This window comes from Actinomyces gerencseriae DSM 6844 (genome assembly GCF_000429265.1).
Lineage (GTDB): Bacteria > Actinomycetota > Actinomycetes > Actinomycetales > Actinomycetaceae > Actinomyces > Actinomyces gerencseriae.
Genome location: NZ_AUBN01000020.1, coordinates 1 through 21,982, shown reverse-complemented (window position 1 = coordinate 21,982; position 21,982 = coordinate 1). Strand labels below are relative to the sequence as shown.

Below are 21,982 nucleotides of genomic sequence, written 5' to 3'. Positions count from 1 at the left end.
ACCGGGTGCGCATGCCGCGGGCGGCACGGGCGGCGGCGCAGGCGTACGGGTGCCGGAGGCCGGGCACGACGGCGCAGAAGCGCGGCTTCCGCGCATCTTTTGGGCATTCCGCGATGCGGCGTACTCGGACGACGGCGATCGGCGGGCATGCTCCTGCGCCGCTGCCGTGCTCAGTCCCGGGATCCCCGACGCTCCCGGCGCAGCTCCTCCCAGTGGGCCATGCGCTCGCGGATGCGGCGCTCGTACCCGTGGTCGGTCGGCTCGTAGAAGGGCTCGCGCTCATCCGGCGGCGGGTACCCCTGCGGCATGTAGTCGGCACCGGAGAATCCGTCGTCGGCGTCCGGGTCGTACTGGTAGCCGGCTCCGTAGCCGAGGTCCTTCATCAGGCGCGTGGGCGCGTTGAGGATGTGCGCGGGCGGGGCGAGCGAGCCCGTGCGGCGGGCCGCTCGCCCCGCCCGCCCGAGGCCCCGGTAGACCGCGACCGACTTGGGCGCCGTGGCCAGGTGGACCACCGCCTGGGCGAGGGCGAGCTCGCCCTCCGGCGAGCCCAGCCGCTCGTAGGCGCTCCATGCGGCCAGCGCCGTCTGCAGCGCGGCGGGGTCGGCCATTCCCACGTCCTCGCTGGCGAAGCGCACGAGCCGCCGTGCCACGTACAGCGGGTCCTGCCCGCCGGACAGCATCCGGGCCAGCCAGTACAGGGCGGCGTCGGGGTCGGATCCCCGCATGGACTTGTGGAGGGCGGAGATGAGGTTGTAGTGCTCCTCGCCGGACTTGTCGTACAGGGGCGCGCGGGAGGCGACGGCGGCGGCCAGGGCCTCGGCGTCCAGGAGCGGCTCGCCGTCGGCGCTCCCGTCACCGGGGCTCCCGTCCTCGGGCCGGGCGCTGCGCCCGGCATCGCCGCCGCTGCCCCGGCCCTCGGCGCGCGCCCAGCCCAGGACCTGCTCGACCATGCTCAGCAGGTAGCGGCCGTCGCCGTCGGCCATGGCCACCAGCGCGGAGCGGGCGTCGCCGGTCAGGGGCAGCGCCCGCCCGACGAGCGCCTCGGCGCGCTCCAGCAGATCCGCCAGGGCGGCCTCATCCAGGCGGTGCAGGACCAGGACCTGGCAGCGCGACAGCAGGGCGCCGTTCAGCTCGAAGCTCGGGTTCTCCGTCGTCGCGCCGACCAGGACGACCGTCCCGTCCTCGACGTAGGGCAGGAAGGAGTCCTGCTGGGCGCGGTTGAAGCGGTGGATCTCATCGACGAACAGGAGCGTGCCCTGCCCGATCCCGCGGCGGCGGGCGGCGGCGGTGAAGACCTTGCGCAGGTCCGCCACCCCGGAGAAGGTCGCGCTGACCTGGTCGAAGGCCAGACCCGTGCGATCGGCCAGGAGGCGGGCGATGGTCGTCTTGCCGCAGCCGGGCGGGCCCCACAGGATGATGGAGGACAGGTGGCCGGAGGCGATCATGCGGCCCAGCGGCGCATCCGGGGCCAGCAGGTGGTCCTGGCCGACGACGTCGTCGAGCGCGCGCGGGCGCAACCGGTCCGCGAGCGGCCGCGTCGGGTCGTCGACGACGGGGCCGCCGTCCTCCGTCGCGGCGTCGAAGAGCGAGGGGGCGTCGGAGCTCATGGGACCAGGCTACGGGTGAGCCGTCGCCGTTCCGCGCCGCTGCTCAACCGCCGGTCGGCGTCGCGGAGCGCCGGGACGAACGCGGGGCTGTCCTCCCGCGCCGTCGCGGGGAGCGGGCCCGAGTCGAGCACCGGGTCCGTGCGCGATCCGGTTGCACGCCCTCCGAAAATAGATATCATTTTGCTAGATCCGGTCCTCCCGGGCGCGCGCATCCCGCCCGGCGCCGGCACCACCGAGGAGGCCCCGTGCCAGACATGCCCGACAAGCCGATCTCCCCCGCCGCGACGACTCCGCGCGGCAACGCGCCCGAGCCGTCCGCCGCCCGCGTCGATATCACCGAGAGGCCCGCGCGCGCCGCCGGCTCGGGCGCGGCCTTCCTCGCCCTGATCCTCTACCTGGTCCTCATCGTCGGATGCGTCGCCACATTCGCCAGGGTCGCCACTGACGCCTTCGACGAGGGCGAGCCGGCGGCGGTGGCGCTCGCCGTCGGCGCCTCGGTGGTCCTGGCGCTCACCCTGCTGCTCATGCTCGCCAGCCTGGTCATCGTCGTCCCCGGCCAGACCAGCGTCCGCCAGTTCTTCGGCCGCTACGTCGGCACCGTGCGGCGCCCGGGGCTCGCGCTCGTCCCGCCGCTGACCACCGGCACGAAGGTCTCCATCAAGGTCCACAACTTCGAGACCAGCGAGCTCAAGGTCAACGACCTGGACGGCAACCCCGTCACCATCGCCGCCATCGTCGTGTGGCAGGTGGCCGACACCGCCCGCGCCGTCTTCGCCGTCGAGGCCTACGAGGAGTTCATCAAGGCCCAGGCCGAGTCCGCGCTGCGCCACGTGGCCACCACCCACCCCTACGACGAGCCGGGCCCGGGCGAGACCTCGCTGCGCGGCGGCACGGACCTCGTCTCCGGCGAGCTGGCGGCCGAGGTCGCCACCCGGGTCGCGCTGGCCGGCCTGGAGATCGTCGAGGTGCGCATCTCCTCGCTCGCCTACGCCCCCGAGATCGCCCAGGCGATGCTGCAGCGTCAGCAGGCGGGCGCCGTCATCGCCGCCCGCGAGCAGATCGTCGAGGGCGCCGTGACCATGGTCGACCAGGCCCTCAGGCGCCTGGAGAACGACGACATCGTCGACATGGACGACGAGCGCCGCGCTCAGATGGTCTCCAACCTCCTGGTGGTGCTGTGCTCCGACCAGCGCACCCAGCCCGTGGTCAACACCGGGTCCCTCTACGCCTGAGCCGTGGCCGGGAGAGAGCGCAAGCAGGTCCTGCTCCGGCTGGACCCCGCCGTCCACGCGGCCATCGCCAGGTGGGCGGCGGACGACCTGCGCTCGGTCAACGCCCAGATCGAGGTCATCCTGCGCCGCGCGCTCGACGACGCCGGGCGCGGCGTCAGGGCGGCGCCCATGCGCGGGCGGGGGCGGCCGCGCAAGGACAGGGACTCCGGGGAGTCGCGCGAGAACGAGTGACGTCGCCGACAATGCCGTCGCGCCGCGTCCTGGAGCGATGATGCAGAGATGCGGTGATGCTATTGTGTTCTCATGCGAACGACGCTGGATATCGATGACGGTGTTCTCGCCGTCGCGAGGGAGAAGGCGCGGCGCGAGGGCCTCTCCCTCGGCCGGGCCGTGTCGGACTACGCGCTGCGCGGGATTCGCGGTGGCGGACCGGACTCCGGCTCTCGCGGGGTCCCCGTCTTCACACCTCCGCAGGGGAACCCGCCCCATACGGTGACCCTCGACCTCGTCGAGAGGCACCGCGATGGCGACGAGTGAGCGGCCGCTGCGCCTGCTCGACGTCAACGTGATGCTTGCGCTCTCTCTGGCCAATCACGCTCATCACAAGGCCGCCACCAGCTGGTTCGAGGATGTCGGCGCGTGGGCCACGTGCCCGATCACCGAGTCCGCCTACTGCCGGCTCCTGCTCAACCCGCATGTCACGGGGTTCGAGCTCGGCGCTTCGGAGGTCTTCGACGCCTTGAGGACGTTCTGCTCGGTCAGCGGGCACGAGTTCATCGAGGACTCGGCGTCATTGACCGCTCCTGCCATCGATGTCAGCGGGCTCGTCGGATACCGTCAGATCACGGACTTCCACCTCGTGGGCCTCGCGGCGCGCTCCGGGGCCCTGCTGGCGACGCTGGACGCGCGAATCCCTGCGGCTCTGACGGGCGAGGATCGCCGCTTCGTCGAGGTCATCCCCGTCGACTGAGGGACGGGCCGACGGCGGCGTGGGCGATCCGGTCGGGCGTTCCGACCGCTCGGACATGTACTGCCCGGGCATGGTCCCACGCGCCCCATCGGCCGCGCCTCGGCCCCTCGGTTTCGTGAGCGGTGCCGACGAAGGGCCGGTTCCGCAGCGAGCCGAGGCTCGCTGCGACAGGGGCCGATGGCTCGGACGAGTGGTAGTCGGTTCCGCGCGAGCCGAGGTTCGCTGCGACAGGGGCCGATGGCTCGGACGAGTGGTAGTCGGTTCCGCGCGAGCCGAGGTTCGCTGGATCTGCGCCGGGGAGGAGGCCGGGAGGGAGCGCCGGTTCCGCGCGAGGTGGATCCCGCCGGTGCCGTCGCGTCCCGCGATTCGTGCCGGGGCTCCCGCCATACTGGGCGCATGACCGCCGAACCGATCGCAGCCCCGGGGCTCCCGGATGCCTTCGCCCCCGCGACCCGGGCCTGGTTCGGCTCCGTCTTCCCGGACGGCCCGACACCGGTCCAGGAGCGCGCCTGGGCGGCCATCGACCGTGGCGAGAACGCGCTGGTCATCGCGCCCACCGGTTCGGGCAAGACGCTGGCCGCCTTCCTGTCCGCCATCGATCGGCTCGTCCGGGACCCACCGCCCGGTCGCGGCGCGACCCGGGACGGGAGCCCGTCCGGCCACGGCCGCCGCGGTGTGCGGGTGCTGTACATATCCCCGCTCAAGGCCCTGGGCGTCGACGTCGAGCGGAACCTGCGACGTCCGCTGGCCGGGATCGCCGAGGCCGCCGCGGAGCTCGGAGCACCGGTCGTTCCGGTGGGCGTGGGCGTGCGCTCGGGCGATACTCCCGCCGCCGAGCGCCGTCGTCTGCGCACCCGCCCGCCGGACATCCTCATCACGACGCCGGAATCCCTCTACCTCATGCTCACCTCCGCCGTGCGGCGGACGCTGCGCACCGTCGAGACCGTCATCGTCGATGAGGTCCACTCCTTCGCCGCCACCAAGCGCGGCACCCACCTGGCGCTGTCCCTGGAGCGCCTCGACGACCTCCTCGAACGGCCGGCCCAGCGCATCGGCCTGTCCGCGACCGTCGCCCCGCGCGAGGAGATCGCCCGCTTCCTCGGCGGAGCCCGCGCCGTCACCATCGTCGCCGACGACGGGCGCACGGCACCGGAGGTGACCGTGACCGTGCCCGTCATCGACATGGCCCGGGTGCCGGCCACCGCGGACAGGCGCGCCCGCATGGACCGGGCTCTCGCCGGGCCCGCCGACGCCGTCCGTCGGGAGCGTCGCGGGCGCCCGGGCAGGGGCGACGACGCGCGGGCGTGGCGCTCGGACCGCGCTCTGCGTCAGGCCCTCGCTCGGGGACCGGATGGCGTCAACGGGGTTGACGGTGCCGGCAGCGTGAGCGGCGCGCCCACGGCGCTGCTGGGCACCGGTGCCGACGGCGGCGCGGGCGGCGCTGATCTCGGGCGGATGATGCAGGCGGCCGGTGATGATCCGCGCGGCACGGAAGGCACGTCCCTGGGCGCCAGCAAGGCCGACGGCGAGACTGATGACCCGCGCGGCACGGGAGGCACCGATGAGGCAGGCGGGACTGGCGGCGCGGGAGGCACCGATGCGGACGGCCTCGCCGCGGCGGGCCCGATCGGCGGCGAGTCCACGGATCGGACGGGTCGCGGGCGCGCCTCCCGGACGACGGCCTCCATCTGGCCGCACATCGAGGAGGCGATCCTCGACCAGGTGCTCGCTCACCGCACCACCCTCGTCTTCGTCAACTCCCGCGGAGCCTGCGAGCGGCTGACCGCTCATCTCAACGAGGCCCACGCCATGCGCGTCGCCGCTGGGGTCGGGGCGGGCTCCGACGCCGACGCCGAGGCCGGGACCGGCCCGGGTGCCCGAGCCGGTGGGGCGGCGGGCGATCCGCGGACGACCAGCGCCGCGGACGCCCATGGGACGAGCCCCGCGTCGGCGGGGTCCGCCGAGCCCGCGCCGGAGTCCGCTGGGCCTGCAGCGGGGCGAGCCCGCCCTGCACCCGGGCCCGCCGGGCCCGCGCCGGAGCCCGCTCGTCCCAGGCCCAAGCCCAAGCCCAAGGCCGCCGCGCCCGCCCGCCACCACGAGTCCTGGGAGATGGGCGAGACCAAGCGCGCTCAGCCCCTGCCTGCCGACACCCCCGTCATCGCCAGGGCCCACCACGGGTCCGTCTCCAAGGAGCAGCGCCTCGCCGTCGAGCGCGAGCTGAAATCCGGGCGGCTGCGCTGCGTGGTCGCCACCGCCTCCCTCGAGCTGGGCATCGACATGGGCGCCATCGACCTGGTCCTCCAGGTCGCGCCCCCGCCCTCGATCGCCTCCGGACTGCAGCGCGTGGGCCGCGCCGACCACCGCGTCGGCGGGCGGCCGCACGGCATCATCTACCCGATCGAGCGCACCCAGCTCATCGACGCCGCCGTCGCCGCCGAGGGCATGCGCGCGGGCGCCATCGAGCGCACCGCGCTGGTCCCCAACGCCCTGGACGTCCTCGCCCAGCAGACCGTCGCGGCGGCGAGCGTCGAGGACCTGGACGCCGACGACTGGTACGCCACCGTCCGCCGAGCCGCCCCCTACCGGGAACTGCCGCGCGCCTCCTACGACTCCGTCCTGGAGCTGCTCGCCGGCGGCTACGCCTCCGCGGACCTCGCCGGCTTCGCCCCGCGCCTCGTGCGGGACCGGGACACCGGCGCGCTCACCGCCCGCCCCGGCGCCCAGCGCCTGGCCGTCACCGCCTCCGGGACCATCCCCGACCGCGGCATGTTCCCCGTCGTCCTGCCCGAGGGCGCCCAGGACGGCGGACGGCGCCGCGTGGGCGAGCTCGACGAGGAGATGGTCAACGAGACCGCCGTCGGCGACATCATCACTCTGGGGACCACGAGCTGGCGGGTGCGCGAGATCGGTGCCGACCGCGTCGTCGTCGACCCCGCCCCCGGCCGCAGTTCCCGCCTGCCCTTCTGGAGGGGCGACGGGCCCGGGCGCCCCGCCGCCACAGGCGCCGCCCGGGGCGCCTTCCTGCGCGAGGCCTCCGCGGGTCTGAGCGACGCTCCGGCGGCCGGCCCCGCTGCGCCCTCCTCCCCGTCCGCCCCGGTACCCGCTCCCGGGCTCGCCGCCGGGCCCGGCGCGACGCCCGCCCTCCTGGACCGCCTGGCCGCCGCCGGACTGGACGCGAACGCCCGGGCCAACCTCGTCGCCCTGCTGCGCGAGCAGCGGGCCGCCACCGGCGTCGTCCCCACTGACACCACCCTCGTGCTGGAGCGGTACGAGGACGAGAGCGGCGGCCTGCGGATCATTCTTCACAGCCCCTACGGGCGGCGCGTCCACGAGCCGTGGGCCATGGCGATCCGCGAGCGCGTGCAGCAGCTGCTCGACCTCGCCCCGCAGATCGTCGTCGCCGACGACGGGATCGTCCTCCAGGTGCCGGCCCTCCAGGACCGCGGGGCGGGCGGCGCGCGGGATCGTCCGCTCGGAGGCGAGCTCGTCGTCTTCGACGCCGAGGAGCTGACCCGCCTCGTGCGCTCGCGGATCGACGGCACGGCCCTGTTCGCCGCCCGCTTCCGCGAGTGCGCCGCTCGCGCCCTGCTCATGCCGGTGGCGAGTCCCGGACGGCGCACACCCCTGTGGCTCCAGCGCATCACGTCCGGTCGGCTCCTCGAGGCCGCCGGCCAGTTCCGCGACTTCCCCGTCCTGGTGGAGGCGGCGCGCGAGTGCCTCCAGGACGTCTACGACCTGCCCGCCCTGGCCGATCTCATGAGGCGGATCGCCGCGGGGACGGTGCGCCTCGTCGATGCTGCGACCCCGACGCCCTCGCCCTTCGCCCGCCCGCTCCTCTTCGGCTACACGGCCGCCCTGCTCTACCAGGAGGACCTGCCGCGCGCCGAGCGCCGCGCCCACCTGCTGTCCCTGGATCCCGACGCCCTCGCCGCGCTGGTCGGCGACGACGCGGTCGATCTGCTGGACGAGGAGGTCCTGGCGCGGGTCGACGCCGAGCTGCAGCGGCTCGCTCCAGGGCGACGGGCGCGGCCCGACGCCGAAGGGGTCGCCGACCTGCTGCGCGAGCTCGGTCCGCTGACGATCGACGAGCTGGCCGCCCGGTGCCGGGGCGGGGAGGAGCACGGTGAGGCGGCCGGGGCCGGTCGCGCGCATGCGGATCGGGCCGACGGAGCGAGCGGGACCGGTTCCGCGGATCGGGCCGACGGCGCGGGCGGGGAAGAGGACGGCGGTGCGGAGACCCGGGATCCGCGCCGCACTGGGCCGCTCGTCGCCGAGCCCGCCGTCCGCGGTGCGCTCGCCGAGCTGGAGCGCGCTCGTCGGGCCCTGCCCGTGCTGATCGGCGGGCGTCCTCACTGGACGCGTGCCGAGGACGCCGCGGTGCTACACGCCGCCCTGGGCGTCGACATCCCCGTCTGGGCCGGGAATCAGGGCGACGTCGTCCGACGCACTGCCGGCCGCGGCCCGCTGGACGACCTCGTCCTGAGGCACGCGCGCACCCGTGCGCGTGTCACCGCCCGGGGCGTCGCCGACGCCTTCGGCCTCGGGACGGCCGTGGCCGGGGAGTCCCTCGCGCGGCTGGCCGGGGAGAACGCCCTGGTGCGGCTCGGCGGGGCTCGTGGGAACTCCCCCGAGAGCGCCCGCGGCGTCCGCGGGGACGACACCGGCGGTGCTCGGGGGCCCCGCGAGGACGCCGGGCACGGCGCCGGCGAGTGGTGGATGGCGCCCGCCGTCCTGAGGCGCGTGCGCAACCTGTCCCTGGCCCGGGCGCGGGAGGCCATCCGACCCGTGAGTCCGCATGCCCTCCAGCGACTCGTCCTGACCCGCGCCGGACTGGTCGAGCCGCGCGCGGGCATCGATGCGCTCGCCGACGCCGTCGCCGCCCTGGAAGGAGTGTGGTTGCCGGCCGCCGCCTGGGAGACGACGGTCCTGCCGACGCGCGTGAGCGACTACCGGCCCGCCATGCTCGACGAGCTCATAGCCTCCGGCGACGTCATCTGGCGGGCGAGGGGCGGGGTCGTGTCGGCGGACGGGACCGCGGGGGCCGCCGGGAGTGGCGGTTCTGAGAGCGCCGCCGGAAGGGGAGAGGCCCCCGGCTCACCGGCCGAGATCGCCTTCTACCCCTCCGACTCGCCGTTGGCGCCCGAGATCGGCGAGCCCGTCGACGCCGACGCCCAGCACGCCGACGAGGTCTGGGCTCTGGCCGTCCGCGGCCTGGCCACCGCGGCCTCCTTCGAGCCGGTGCGCCGCGGTCTGAGCCCGGGCCCGGTCGCAGCGCCGCGCAGGCGGGTGCGCAGTCGTCGTGGTCGCCGACGCTACACGGATCTCCTCGGTCCACGGGCGTCGGCGGCACGGGCCGCCGCCTCGGCCGATGGCGCCCGGCCGGCCGATGGGGCGAGCCCGGAGGATCGAGGCGGGGCGGCCGGGGCCGTCGGCGCCCTCACCGCCGCGGGCGGGGCCGGCACGGGCGGCGGGGGCGCGAGCGGCTCCGCCGCGTCCCTCGTGGCGACAGCGACCTGGCGCCGGCTGCGGGATCCACGAGTCGACGACATCGAGACCGCCCTGGCCGGCGTCGAGTCCGTCCTGGACCGTTACGGCGTCCTCACACCGGATATCGCGCTCGCGGCGGGACTGCCCGGCGGACTCGGACCGCTCATGCCCCTGCTGCGCCGGATGGAGGACACCGGGGCGCTGCTGCGCGGGCGGTTCGTCGAGGGGCTCGGCCCGGTCCAGCTCGCCGAGCGGGAGACCGTCGAGGCGCTGCGCTCCCTCGCCGAGTGGGACGGCGATGCGGGCCGAGCCGCTGGTGACGCGGACGGCGATGAGGGCCGGGGCGCGGACGGTGCGCGCCGCCGGCGCGCATGCGCCGGCGGTGACGGTGACGCGGACGGTGGCACGGCGCGCGCCGCGGGCCGGGCGAGCGCGTCCGGCCCTCCCGTCGTCGTCGACATCAAGGACCCCGCCTGCCTCGTGGGCCGCGGTGTGCCCTGGCCCGACCCGGCGCTGCCGCCGGAGCGGATGGCATCGCCCGGCGTCCCCGGGGCCGAGGAGGGGCCCGCCGTCGAGCGGCCCACGAGGCGCGGGGGCGCGAGGGTCGTCCTCGTCGACGGTCGACCCGTCCTGCACGCGACCGGGAGCTGGCGGTCGCTGACGTCCCTCACGACGGAGGAGAGCGAGCTCGACGCCGCTCTGAGCGCGCTCGTCGTCGCCGGGCGGGCCGAGGTCCGGGCCGCCTTCATGAGGGGGGAGGGGCGGGCGTCGCGCCGTGTCGTCGAGCGCGTCAACGGGCGTCCCGCGTCGGGGCGGGAGATGAGCGCCCTGCTAGGCCGGGCCGGGCTGGTGCGCGATCCCAAGGGCATGCGGCTGGTCGTCGATCCCTACGGTCGTCGCTGAGCGGGCTCGGCGCCGGTCGCCGTGCGGGGCGGGCCAGCGCGCATTCCGAGGCGCCCGGCGGGGCGTCCGCGGCGCGCGGGGCGGGCGACGGCGGCGGTCCTGACCCCGATCCCGGGCATGGGGCGTCCTCGGCGCGCGGGGCGGGCCCCGCGGCCGGCGCGCGTTCACGGATCCCATCACGACCTCGGGAGTCCCGTCCGCCACCGGGCACTACCTCACGGGCCTCGCTGCGACCCCATCGCGCCCCCGGGAGTCCCGTCGTCGGGCGAGCTGGTGGTCGTTCCACGCGTGCGGGTCCCCTCGCGCCCCCCGGGAGTCCCCCATCGGTATCCCCCGCTCCGGCGCGCGCCCGCCCGGAGGGCGATCCGTCCCACTTTCGGTCCGACGCGCGGGCCCCGCGTCCGGTCGAAAGAAGGATGCCGCTGCGCCCCCTCGCAGGAGTCCCCGACCGGGCCCCTCTCGCGATGCTTCTTCCCGTCATCAGGAGAACGTGAGGACGGCGACCCGCCGGTCCCGCCTCATCGACAGGAGAGGCCATGATCGAGACCGCACAGCAGCGCTACCGCCTGCGCCGGGACACGATGTTCAGCGAGTCCCCGCAGGGGATCTACTTCTCGAACTCCACCTCGGGCTTCGAGATCTGCGGGGCCAACGCCTACAGGGCCTTTCGCGCCGTCTACCCCCTCCTGGAGGGCGAGCACACCGAGGACGAGCTGCGGGAGGCCCTCGGGGAGGAGGCGTGGGAGCGGCTCCAGGTCTTCATCGTCCCGCTGCGCGAGCACGGCTACCTCCGCCTGGTCGACCCCTGCGAGGACGTCGTCCTCGACGGCGCCACCGAGATGCGCTTCGACGATCAGCTCAACTTCCTGTCCCACTACACCGATGAGCCCCGCCGCGCCTTCTCCCGCTTCCGCAGCGCTCCCCTGGTCGTCGTCGGCGACGGCGAGTGCGCTCGCGCCCTTGTGCGCGCCCTGACCGACAATGGCGCCGGCGACGTGCGCCTCGTCCTGCCGACCGCCGACGCCGAGACGCCCGTCGACGCGCCCCCGCAGGTGAGGATCGTGCGCGGCGACCCGCGCACCGACCACGAGATCCTGCGCGGGGCGCAGGTCCTGGTCCTGACCCCCTGCGCCGCCTCCAGCGACCTCCTCCTGCACGGCGTGGACGAGGAGCCCGATCGGCTGGTCCTGCCGGTGTGGGCCTTCGGGGACGAGCTCATCGCCGGACCCGTCAACTGGGGCGGCGCGGGCTCCCGCGGCCCCCGCTGGGCCGACGCCGTCCAGTCGCTGACCACCCATGACACCGACTCCGCGGGCTCCCTCTTCTGGTCGCGGGCCTGGGCCGGCATGCCCACCGGGCGCGAGGCGACCTGGGTCCCCGCCGTCGAACGGATGATCGCGGTCATCGCGGCCTTCGAGGTGTTCAAGGCCGTCACCGGGGCGATGGAGCCGGAGACCGGGGAGTCCATCCTCGTCCTGGACTGCCGGACGGGGGAGACCCGGCGCCATCGGGTCCTGCCGAACAGGCTGCTGCGGACCGCTCCCCGGAACCCCGCGCGCCTGGCCGAGATGGCCCGGGCCGCCGCCGAGTCCCTCGCCGGGCCCCCGGCCCCGACGGCCCGGATCCTCACGGAGGACCTCGACGCCTACAAGGACCTCGTAGGCGCCCGGACCCGTCCCGTCAGCGAGTTCCTCGACGAGGACCTCGAGCAGCTGCCCCTCAAGATCAGCGCTGCGAGGCTCGTCGACGGACCGCCGCGACCCGTGGACGTGGGCGGCGCCGACCTGTGGAACGTGGCCGGAGCCCGGCTCGACGCGGTCAGGCGGGCCCTGGCACTCCACCTGGAGCACTGGGCGCCGGCGCGTGAGGCGGAGCCCCCGTCCCCGCGCCCCGTCATCGACTCCCTCGACTCCCGCCTGCGCCACGACCTGGAGCCGACCGGGCCGACCGTCCCCGCGGTCGACGTCTCCACCGGCGGCGCCCTGGCCGTGCGGGCCGCGGCCACCGCCACCCTGTCCCCGGCCAACAGCGCCAGCGCCTACGTCCGCTCCTGCGGCGGGACCGGCGTCGGCCACGACGTCCGGGAGGCCGTCGAGGACGCCCTGGCCTCGGCCGCCGTCGAGCTGGCGCTGCGCGCCGCCACGACGGACGGCGCCGGAGCGCCCCTCCCCGACTGGGACGCCGACGAGCAGACCGCCTTCCTGCACTCCTGCGCCCGGGATCTGACGGTCGTCCCGGAGGTCATCGACCTCGGCACCTGGCTGGGACGGCACGTCGTCGCCGCCCGGGCGGACTCGCCCTCCGGCCCGCTGTGGGAGGCCGCCGCGGGGGATACCCGACGCAGCGCCGTCGCCGCGGCCCTGACCGGGCTCATCGGCGCCCTCCAGCGCGGCGACGGGACCGGGACCTGGACCTCCCTGTCCCACCCCGGCCTCACCGGCGCGTCCATCGCCGTCGCCGAGGACGGGGCGCCCGCGGCGCACGAGCCCCGGATCCTCATCTGCGACATCACCAGCCCCGAGCTCGACGCCGTCGGCCTCGTCGCCTGCAAGGTCCTCACCGAGGACGCCGGTGAGGAGACCGCCCGATGAGTCCCGCCGCCCCGCCCGCCCGGCCGCTCTCCGTGCTCCCCCTGCCGGAGTTCGAGTCCCTCCTGCCCGCCCCCGGCCCGGGGGAGTGCCGGGACGACGGTCTCCTCGCACCGCCCCTCCTCGTGACCGACGAGGACTCGGCCGTTCTCGTGGACGGATCCGACCCCGGGCTGTGCCCGGGCTGCCTGCTCGACGGGATCCAGCGGTCCCGCCACCAGCGGCACCGCGGCCCCGGCACCCGGTGCGCGGGCGCCGCCGACGGGTGGGGACCGGTCATCGGCCTGGCCGAGCAGCTCCTGGCGCTGCCGCTGGGGGCCGACGGCCCCTTCCCCCGCGTGCGGGTCCTCTCCCGGGACGACCTGGCGACGACGATCGTCCCCGTCAGCCCCTCCGAGCGCTGCGCCTGCGGGCGCCGGACCCCCGCGAGCGGGCTCCCCGAGCGCATCGCCGAGGACCTGGCCCGTCCCGACGGGCCGGACTACCGGGCCGTGTCCCTCGACGAGGCGGCCCGCGACGTCGCCGGTCTGGCCAACCCCTTCTGCTCCGGCCTCGGCGCGCACGCCGTGCGGGACCTCGATATCGAGACCACGGCGAAGGTCTCGGGGGCCTACGTCGGCCGTTCCGCGGACGGCGCCTGGACCTGCCCCTGGGGCGGCCACACGAGCCGCTACACGCGCTCGCGCGCCATCGGCCTCCTGGAGGGCCTGGAGCGGATCGCCGGCGCCCGCCCGCCGGTCGGCGCCCCCGCCTGGTACGGCACCGCCGCCGACGCGCCCCTCCCGGCCTACCCGCCCTCGGCCTTCGGCCTGCCCGACGGGGCCGATCCGCTCCCGACGCGCTGGGTCGCCGCGACGAGACTCTCCGACGGCGCCGAGGTGGCCGTGCCCCGCGACATCGCCTACTACCTCCCCGCCGACCCCGGGGAGCACGAGGAGCTCGGGGAGCTCGGGCCCTCCGGGGGCGCCGAGACCGGGCCCTCCGGGGGCGCCGGGCGCTCCGGGCAGCTCGTCCGGGACTCCTCCAACGGCTGCGCGTGCGGCGGTGGTCTCGCCGAGGCGATCCTGTACGGGCTGCTGGAGGCCGTCGAGCGCGACGCCTTCCTCATCGGCTGGTACGGCGCCCTGGCGCTGGACGAGATCGACCCCGCCTCGATCCGCGACCGGTCCAGCCGCGAGCTGCTGGCCCGCATGAGGCTGCTGGGGCACCGGGTCCGCTTCTTCGACTCCACGACGGGCACCCGCGTGCCCACCGTGATGGCGGTGGCCGAGTCCGCCGCCACCGGCTCGCTGTGCTTCGGGGCCGGGGCCCACCCCGACGCCGAACGGGCACTTGCCTCGGCGCTGAGCGAGGTCGCCTCCGACTACATGGTGGCCCGGGTCCGGCTGGAGCGGGGACGACGGCGCATCGAGTCCATGCTCGCCGACTTCTCCCTCGTACGGGTCATGGAGGACCACGCCGACCTCTTCTCCCACCCGGACGCCCGTCCCCTGGCCTCCTTCCTCCTCGACTCCCCGCGGGACTCGCTGCGCGACCTGGGCTCCCTGACCGTCCCGGGGGCGGGCGCCGGCGTCCGCGGCGACCTGCGCCTGTGCCTGGAGCTGCTCGACCCCGGGCTCGACGTCCTCGTCGTCGAGCAGACCTCACCGGCCCAGCGGGCCCTGGGGATGCACGGAGTCAAGGTCCTCGTGCCCGGCCTGGTCCCCATCGACTTCGGCTGGCACCACCAGCGCGCCCTGCGCATGCCCCGAACCCGGGAACGAGCCGCGCACTACCGATCCCGGCACCGCCTCGCCGCCCCCCGTCGGACGCCCGCCCCCGTGCCGCACCCGTTTCCGTGAAGGAGCCCCGACCATGACCAGACAAGCAGTCGCCCTGTGGGACGCCATGCCCGTCGAACGGGCCGCGGTCGGCTACGCCGACCTCATCATCAACCGCGTGGAGCGCCGCATGCCCACCGATTCCTGGAGCATCGACTGGGAGGACGCCCCGACCGACCAGAAGGTCTACCCGTCCGCTCAGCGCCTCGTCCTGCCCGACCCCGCCCCCGGCCGCGGCCTGCTGGACGACGCCGCGGACGGCCTGAGGGGGCCGGCGCGGGCGGATGTCCTGTCCGATCTGCTTCACCTGTCCTACGGCCTGCTCTCGCAGCGCTCCCGGGTCAACTGCAACGACCACCCGGAGGTCCTGGCGGAGGCCGGCCACTACCGGTGGGGCAGGGGCGCGGCCTCCGGCGGCGGCCGCTACACCGTCTCGGTCTACCGCGTCGTGGGCCGCCGGGCCGACCTCGCTCCCGGGATCTACCACTACTCGCCCGTCCACCACGCCTGGGACGTGCTCGCCCTGGGCGACCACACGGCGGCGGTGGCCGCCGCCCAGGGCTACCCGCGGACCGGCGACGACTACCTGCTGCTGACCGTCGACTACTGGCAGTCCGGCTTCAAGTACAACGACTTCGCCTACCAGGCCACCTCGATGGACATCGGCACCCTGCTCGGCACCTGGCGCTACCTCCTGGGCGAGCGGCGGGACCAGGTCCGCCCCGACATGTGGGTCGACGAGGAGGCCCTCGCCGAGCTGCTGGGCATCGACCGCCGGTATGAGGGCGTCTACGCCGTCCTCGACATCGGCGGGACCCACGAGGCGCGCGGGCGGGGCGGGCGCGTCGAGCTCGTCGGCCACCAGCGCTCCCGCCGCGTGCGGACCTTCCCCACGATTCGCGCGCTGCAGCGGGCCATGGCGGGGACCCCCGCCCGGCGCGTCCCCGCCCGCGGCCGCCCCCGGCCGCTGCCCGGGCCGACCACGACCCCGCTGCCCGACCGGGCCCCGGTGACGGTCGAGGACGGGGTCCGCGCCGTCGTCGGCCGGGAGACGTCCTTCGGCCGCTTCGACGGCGCCCCCATCGCGCGCGACGACCTGCTCACGATGATCGTCGCCGCGGCCGGGGCCGGCGAGCTCGTCGCCGCGGATCTCGGAGCGATCGCCGAGGACTGCGTGCGCCAGTACGTCTTCGTCGAGGACGTCACCGGCCTGGAGCCCGGGCTCTACGAGGCGGACCCGCGCGAGGGCGGGCTCAGGCTCGTCGATGCGGGGAGCCACGCGGAGCTGCTGGCCTCGTCCTACTTCCTGCACAACTACGACGGGCGGAGGGCCGCCGCGACGATCGTCCTCGCCGGCGACGTCCTGGGACTGTCCGAGGAGCTCGGGGTACGGGGCTACCGGATCATCAACGCCGCCGCCGGCGCCGTCTGCCAGGTCCTCAGCCTGGAGGCCTCGCGCCTGGGCGTCGGCCTCGGGGCGGCCCTGGGCTTCGACGCCGCCCGGCACGTGACGGGCATCGGCCTGGCCGACGTCCCCCAGAAGCCCATGCTCATGCTCCTGGCCGGCCACGACACCGGGACCTCCGGCGCCTGGTGCGGCCGCCTCAACACCCTGGAGAGGAACTGATGACTGTCACCGTTGACGAGATCGTCCAGCTGCGGGTCGGCGGGCTCCCCGTCGAGACCGCACGGGACCTCGCGTCCCCCGGGGCCCTGGAGTGGGCCGAGCGGGTCCTTGGCGCCCGGGCGCGGGTCGCGGAGCTGCGCGAAGGAGCCTCCGACCAGCTGGCCGGGCACGTGAGGGGCGCGCCCGACGGCCTGCGCAAGGAGCTCGTCCAGATCCGTCGCGCCGTCTTCAACGGCCGGCGCGCGGACCGGGCGATCGCCGCCCTGCCCACCGGGCTCGCCGAGGTCGTGGCCGCCGTCGTCGAGCCGGTGCGGCGCGCCGAGGCGGAGCTGGCCGAGCTGGAGGCCGCGGGCCGGACGAGCTTCCCCGACTGGCTCGTCGGCGAGCGCCGCCGTCTCGCCTCGCTGCTGGAGGACGAGGACTTCTCCGACGGGCTCGCGGTCGCCGTCCCCGGCGCCGGGCGCTCGCTGCGCGCCTACCCCCGCAAGGGCGTGGTGGCCGTGCCGAACAAGCAGATGCGCAAGTGCGAGCGCTCCCTCATGTCCTACGCCATGCGGGCGGCCGCCAAGGCCTCGCCGTTCTCGACCTTCACGCCGACGGCGCTGACGAGCTTCACGGCCGGCGCGCCCGGCTGGGAGCGCCTGCCGTCCCGTCCCCGGCGCCACTCGCGGTGGAGCATCTACCCCGTGGCCCGTGCGCTGGGCGGGCTGCGCGAGGACCGTCGTCGGCTCCAGGGCCTGCCCCTGCGCCTGTCCCGGACGGTCCAGCCCCGCTCGGACGGCGGGCTCGACGTCGTGCGGTCGGTCTACGAGTACAAGGACAGCCACCGGGGGGAGGACTACGCCACCTGCGAGCAGTCCGTCGTCAGGCTCCGGCAGTCCGAGGTCTGCCGGATCGTGACCGACCTGCTCGGGGAGGGGACGCTCGTCTTCGAGACGGTCGTCGCCGGGCTCGCCGAGCGGGCCGGCCTGACGCGCGAGCGGGCCGGCGAGGCGCTCGCCCGGCTCGTCAGGCTCGGTCTCGTCGAGGTCGATGGCCTGGACCTCCACCCCCACACCGCGCACCGGGCGGGCACCGCCCGCCGGATCCTGTGCGCCGCCGGCGACGACGCCGCCGGGCTGGCCCGGGCGCTGGACCGCTACGAGGAGTCCGCCTCGGCGGTCGGCGGCACGACCGGCGCCGAGCGGGAGCGGGCGGTGGCCCGGGTGCGCGACGCGGTGGAGGACCTCTACGAGATCGCCGGCCTGGAGGCTCGGCCGCCGCGCACCGTCGTGTATGAGGACTGCGCCCTGGGGCGCGGGGTCTACCGGGGGCCGGCGCTGCGGTGGAGCGAGGAGGAGTGCCGCGCCCTCGGGGTGCTCGCGACCCTGCTGGATCCCGCGCAGACGGACCGCGCCCTCATGAGGGGCTACTTCGTCCAGTCCGTGGGGGAGGGCGGCCGCTGCGCCGACGTGCCGGGTTTCCTGCGGTCCTTCGACGCCGACCTCTACGACTCGCACAAGACGCGGACGCTGGACCCGCGGGCCGCGACGAGCGAGGACCCCTGGCTCAGGTGGGGGGAGGCCTGGCGGTGGGAGGAGGCCCGCAGGGCGCTGACGTCGCTCATCGAGGCCGGGGAGGACGAGCTCGACCTGCTGCCGGTGCTCACCGGCGACTCGGAGCTCCTGCGGGGCCTGGACCTGCCCCGGTACCGCTACCGACACCTCTTCCTCTTCGCCCAGGTGCTGCCCGAGGGCTCCGCGGGATCGCTGGTCGTCAACCGGATCTTCGGGCACGCCGGCTTCGGGCTGTCGCGATTCGCCTACATGCACGGCCCGGAGGGGGCTCGAGTCGCCCGCGACCAGGAGGAGCGCGCCCGGCTCTCGGGCGTCCGCCTCGCCGAGGTCTCGGGGGGCGCCGCCTTCACGAACCTCAACCTGCACGGCCCGCTGCTCGGCACCGAGATCATCCAGCCGGGCGACCCCGGCGGATCGAGCGCGCCGAACCGGATGGACCTCGACGGCCTCGTCCTGGAGGACCGCCCCGGGGAGAGTCGGCTCGCCCTGGTGTCCCCCGACGGCGAGGAGGTGCAGCCCGCCTATCTCGGCTACCTCGTCCTGTCGGCCACGCCCCTGCCCACCCAGCTGCTCGCGCTGCTGGCGCCGGCCTCCAACGTCACGACCTCCTTCGTGCCCGACCTCCCGGAGGGGTCCGGTCCCCGGACCCTGCCGCGGGTGCGCATCGGCTCCCTCGTCGTGCGCCGCCGCACGGTGCAGGTCCCCACCGCGCTGCTGCCCGAGCCCGATCCCGCGACGCCGGAGGGCTACCCGGAGTGGGTGCGGTGGTGGCGGGACGCCGGCCTCCCCGAGCGCTGCTACGTCTCCCTGGCCGGTCGGGACGGCATGCCCCCCGGCAAGCCCCGTTACCTCGAGGTCTCCGGCCTGGTCAACCTCGCCGCCTCCAGTCACGAGTGGCGCGGCCAGGACGGCTGGCTCAACGTCTCCGAGGCGCTGCCCGACCTCTCCGAGACCGTCATCAACCGCGAGGACGACCACCGGATTCACGAGATGGTCCTCGGATTCGACCTCACGAACCCCGTCACCGAAGGAGCGGTCTCATGACCACCAACCCGGATATCCGCGCCGCCGCCGTCGACCGGCGCTGGATGGCCTACCACGTGTTCTACGGCGGCAACCCGGAGGTCCTGCTCCAGGAGTGCCTCCTGCCCCTGGCGGCGCGCCTGGAGGAGGAGGGCCTGGTACGCCTGTCCTTCTACATCAACTACTGGCTCGAGGGAGGGCACGTGCGCCTGCGCCTGCTCCCCGCGGACGAGACCGCCCGGGGCGAGATCCACGGACGGGTGATGCCCGTCATCGGCCGGTACCTGGAGCGCCGCCCCTCCATGCACCCCATGGCCCGGATCGAGTCCCGCTCCTACTACGACGACCTCTTCGCCCTGGAGTACGGCGACGAGCTGCGCCCCCGCTACTTCGACGCCGAGGGCCGGCCCCTGCTGAGGCCGAACAACACCGTGGAGCCCCGGGACTACGAGCCCGAGCTGGAGCGCTACGGGGGCCGCGTCGGCATGGTCATCTCGGAGGACTTCTTCGCCGACTCCACCCGGCTCGCGCGTGAGGTCATCGACCTGGGCAACACCGGCACGCGCACGATCCTGCTCGGGATCGGAGCCGAGGTCATGGCGGTCACGGCGGCCGCGCTCCTGGAGGACCGCGACGTCGTCATGTCCTTCCTGCGCGCCTACCACTCGCGGTGGGCCGGGAGCTACGGAGTCGAGTCGACCTACGCCGAGGACGCCGACCAACCGCGGTACCGGCGGATCGTCGACTCCCTCCGGGAGGCGGTCGTCCCCGTGATCGAGTCCGTGCTGGCCGGCACCGGCGACCGGCTCCCCGGGTTCCTCGGCGACTGGGCCCGAACCTGCGCCGGCTATCGCAGGCGCATCGAGGACGCCGTGGCCGAGCGGGCCATCGTCTTCCTCGACGAGAACGGCGACGAGACCCGGCCCGACCACCCCTCCAACGCCGCGTGGCGGCTCGGCATGTCCTTCATCCACATGACCAACAACCGGCTCATGGTGTCCATCGAGGACGAGGCCTACCTCGCCTTCGAGATCCTCCAGGCCATGGAGGCCGGGACGACGGAGGCGGCGGCATGAGCACCGCAGCGCCGACCGTGCACTCCGTCGCCGCGCCCGACCTGCGCATCGGACCGGCGGGCTGGGACGGCAGGACCCTCGTGGCCGAGGCCGCGGCCGGGGAGAACGGGAGCATCTACCGCCTCGGCCCCCTGGAGACCCTCGTCCTCGACGCGCTGCGCCGGCCGGGAACCGCCGAGCAGGTCCAGGACCGCGTCCAGGATGGATCCGGCGTGCGCGTCCCCCTGGCGACCGTGGGCGGACTCATCGACGCCTTCACCCTTCGCGGGCTCGTCGAGAGCCCGCTCCAGGAGACCTCCCCGCGACCGAGTGCGGATGAGCGGGGGGCGACGTGGGGAATACGCGATTCGGTCGGGATCGCCCCGAGACCGCGCGCGGATGAGCGGGCGGAAGACCCGGCGCGGCGCCGCGGCGATCCGGCCTCCCCGCGGCCGCGCGCCGGGGGCCGGACCGCCGGCGCACGGGCCGGGGCCCCCTCCCCGTCCCCGGGCTCCGGCCCCCTGACGGGCGTGTCGAGGGCCGCGTGGGCGGTGGCGCGGACCCCCGTGCTGCCGGTGCTCGCCGTCATGGGCCCCCTGCTGGCCGGTCTCGCCCTCGTGCGGGCTGCGACCCGCTGGACCGAGGTGTCGGCGGCGGCGGGCGGCCTGACGACCCTGCCCCTCCCGCGGATCCTCCTGGTGGTGCTCGGCGTCGTCGTCTGGCACATGGTCTCCCAGCTGGGGCACGAGCTGAGTCACGGCATGGCCTTCGTCCGCCTCGGCGGCGGGCGCCGGCCGACCCTGTCCCTGACGTCGCTGGGCCCGATCCCGGTGCCCTCCACCCGCCTGGACGGCCTGGGACTGGTGCCGGCCAGGTGGCGCGGCCTGGTCGTCGTCGCCGCGGGGCCGCTGTTCACCCTCGCGCTCGCGGCGATCCCGGCGACCGTGGCCGTGCGGGCCCCGGCGGGCGACGCCGCCGCGGCCTGGGGGGCGATCAGCCTCCTCATCGACCTCACGATCGTGATCCTGAGCCTGGCGCCCTTCCCCAACACCGACATGACGCGGGGACTGGAGATCCTCACCGCGACCCGGCAGCTGCCCATCGCCTCGGCCCGCTTCCGGCGGGGAGGGCGCGTGCCCGACTCCCTGCCCACGGCGACGCGCCTGGCGGTGCGGACCTACCCGCTGCTCCTGGTCCCGGCCCTGTCCGCGGTCCTGGCCTGGGCCACCTGCCTACTGATGTCGCTGATCTGAACCGACCCGAAACCGACCTGAACCGAAGACTTCCGGACGCCCGTCCGGACCAGGCGGACGGCAGCCGCCGCCCGTCACCCAACCCCGGTCGCCGACCGGACTTGTGAAAGGAAATCAATGATGACCAGCAACGCCGCTTCCGCCGCCGCCTCCGCCGCCGCGATCGCCGGTGAGCTCGGTGAGCTCGACGTCGAGACCTTCGAGGTCAAGGACTACCTGGACTACTCGGACACGGTGTTCGGATCGACCTGCTCCTCCTCGTCGTCCTCGTCCTCGTCCTGCTCCTCGACGTCGTCCTGCGCGACCGCCTGAGCGCGTCGAGTCCTCCGTCCCACTTCGGCCGGCAACCGGGGCGGCGGGACGGCAGCCGCCGCCCGCCGCCCGGCCCCGGTCGCCGGCCGGATTGGTGAAAGGAAATCAATGATGACCAGCAACGCCGCTTCCGCCGCCGCCTCCGCCGCCGCGATCGCCGGTGAGCTCGGTGAGCTCGACGTCGAGACCTTCGAGGTCAAGGACTACCTGGACTACTCGGACACGGTGTTCGGATCGACCTGCTCCTCGTCCACATCCAGCTGCTCGTCCTGCTCCTCGACGTCGTCCTGCGCGACCGCCTGACCATGATGCGGGGCGCACGCCGGGATGCGGTCTCGGCGATCGACGGTCTCCCGGGCGCGCGCCACCCCGGTGGGCGCGCCCGGGGACCGTCGCCCGCGCGGGCGGGTCGACCGGAACGAATGAGCACGATCATGAAAGGAGATCGCATGCAACCGGTGGTTGTGCGTGGTGTGCGTCAGTCGTATGGGGGTCGTGAGGTGCTGCGGGGGGTGGATCTTGTTGTGGAGCGGGGTTCGTTCCATGGTG

The 21,982-nt window shown here is 75.1% G+C and carries 14 protein-coding genes; 13 read left to right on the top strand and 1 reads right to left on the bottom strand.

Annotation, left to right across the window (positions count from 1 at the left end):
* Window positions 1-170: 170 nt before the first annotated feature.
* The gene (locus G448_RS0109160; protein WP_026407728.1) at window positions 171-1,607 is read right to left on the bottom strand and encodes a replication-associated recombination protein A; all 1,437 of its coding nucleotides are present in this window, start codon (window positions 1,605-1,607) and stop codon (window positions 171-173) included.
* A gap of 254 nt (window positions 1,608-1,861) precedes the next feature.
* Between G448_RS0109160 and G448_RS0109155 the strand changes: the two genes are divergently transcribed.
* From G448_RS0109155 to G448_RS15990, 13 genes are all read left to right on the top strand, one after another.
* Window positions 1,862-2,839 carry an SPFH domain-containing protein gene (locus G448_RS0109155; RefSeq protein WP_026407727.1) on the top strand — a complete coding sequence of 326 codons (978 nt, stop codon included), beginning with the start codon at window positions 1,862-1,864 and terminating at the stop codon, window positions 2,837-2,839.
* A 3-nt stretch (window positions 2,840-2,842) separates the two neighbouring features.
* Window positions 2,843-3,070 carry a type II toxin-antitoxin system antitoxin gene (locus G448_RS0109150; protein WP_026407726.1) on the top strand — a complete coding sequence of 76 codons (228 nt, stop codon included), beginning with the start codon at window positions 2,843-2,845 and terminating at the stop codon, window positions 3,068-3,070.
* Window positions 3,071-3,142: 72 nt separating this feature from the next.
* On the top strand, window positions 3,143-3,376 hold the full coding sequence (locus tag G448_RS0109145) for a DUF2191 domain-containing protein (protein ID WP_026407725.1): 234 nt from the start codon (window positions 3,143-3,145) through the stop codon (window positions 3,374-3,376).
* Entirely contained in the window at window positions 3,363-3,809 is a 447-nt protein-coding gene (locus G448_RS16005) for a TA system VapC family ribonuclease toxin (RefSeq protein WP_051268854.1), read from the top strand. The genes G448_RS0109145 and G448_RS16005 overlap by 14 nt, the downstream gene beginning before the upstream one ends.
* Before the next feature lie 396 nt (window positions 3,810-4,205).
* On the top strand, window positions 4,206-10,199 hold the full coding sequence (locus G448_RS18545) for a DEAD/DEAH box helicase (protein ID WP_026407724.1): 5,994 nt from the start codon (window positions 4,206-4,208) through the stop codon (window positions 10,197-10,199).
* 536 nt (window positions 10,200-10,735) lie between these two features.
* Window positions 10,736-12,790 (top strand): hypothetical protein, encoded by a 2,055-nt coding sequence (locus G448_RS0109130; RefSeq protein WP_026407723.1) that lies wholly within the window; start codon window positions 10,736-10,738, stop codon window positions 12,788-12,790.
* Window positions 12,787-14,628, top strand: a complete 1,842-nt coding sequence (locus tag G448_RS17085) for a YcaO-like family protein (RefSeq protein ID WP_051268851.1) — start codon at window positions 12,787-12,789, stop codon at window positions 14,626-14,628. Before G448_RS0109130 ends, G448_RS17085 begins: the two co-directional genes overlap by 4 nt.
* Before the next feature lie 13 nt (window positions 14,629-14,641).
* Window positions 14,642-16,234, top strand: a complete 1,593-nt coding sequence (locus tag G448_RS15995) for a nitroreductase family protein (RefSeq protein ID WP_051268849.1) — start codon at window positions 14,642-14,644, stop codon at window positions 16,232-16,234.
* The gene (locus G448_RS0109115; RefSeq protein ID WP_026407722.1) at window positions 16,234-18,834 is read left to right on the top strand and encodes a lantibiotic dehydratase; all 2,601 of its coding nucleotides are present in this window, start codon (window positions 16,234-16,236) and stop codon (window positions 18,832-18,834) included. The genes G448_RS15995 and G448_RS0109115 overlap by 1 nt, the downstream gene beginning before the upstream one ends.
* Entirely contained in the window at window positions 18,831-19,889 is a 1,059-nt protein-coding gene (locus tag G448_RS0109110) for a lantibiotic dehydratase C-terminal domain-containing protein (RefSeq protein ID WP_026407721.1), read from the top strand. Before G448_RS0109115 ends, G448_RS0109110 begins: the two co-directional genes overlap by 4 nt.
* Window positions 19,886-21,121 carry a hypothetical protein gene (locus G448_RS0109105; protein ID WP_026407720.1) on the top strand — a complete coding sequence of 412 codons (1,236 nt, stop codon included), beginning with the start codon at window positions 19,886-19,888 and terminating at the stop codon, window positions 21,119-21,121. Before G448_RS0109110 ends, G448_RS0109105 begins: the two co-directional genes overlap by 4 nt.
* 117 nt (window positions 21,122-21,238) lie before the next feature.
* A complete protein-coding gene (locus G448_RS0109100) occupies window positions 21,239-21,433 on the top strand; it encodes a thiazolylpeptide-type bacteriocin (protein ID WP_211227991.1) in 195 nt (64 codons plus the stop codon).
* Window positions 21,434-21,541: 108 nt separating this feature from the next.
* Entirely contained in the window at window positions 21,542-21,736 is a 195-nt protein-coding gene (locus tag G448_RS15990) for a thiazolylpeptide-type bacteriocin (RefSeq protein WP_034494939.1), read from the top strand.
* Window positions 21,737-21,982: the final 246 nt, after the last annotated feature.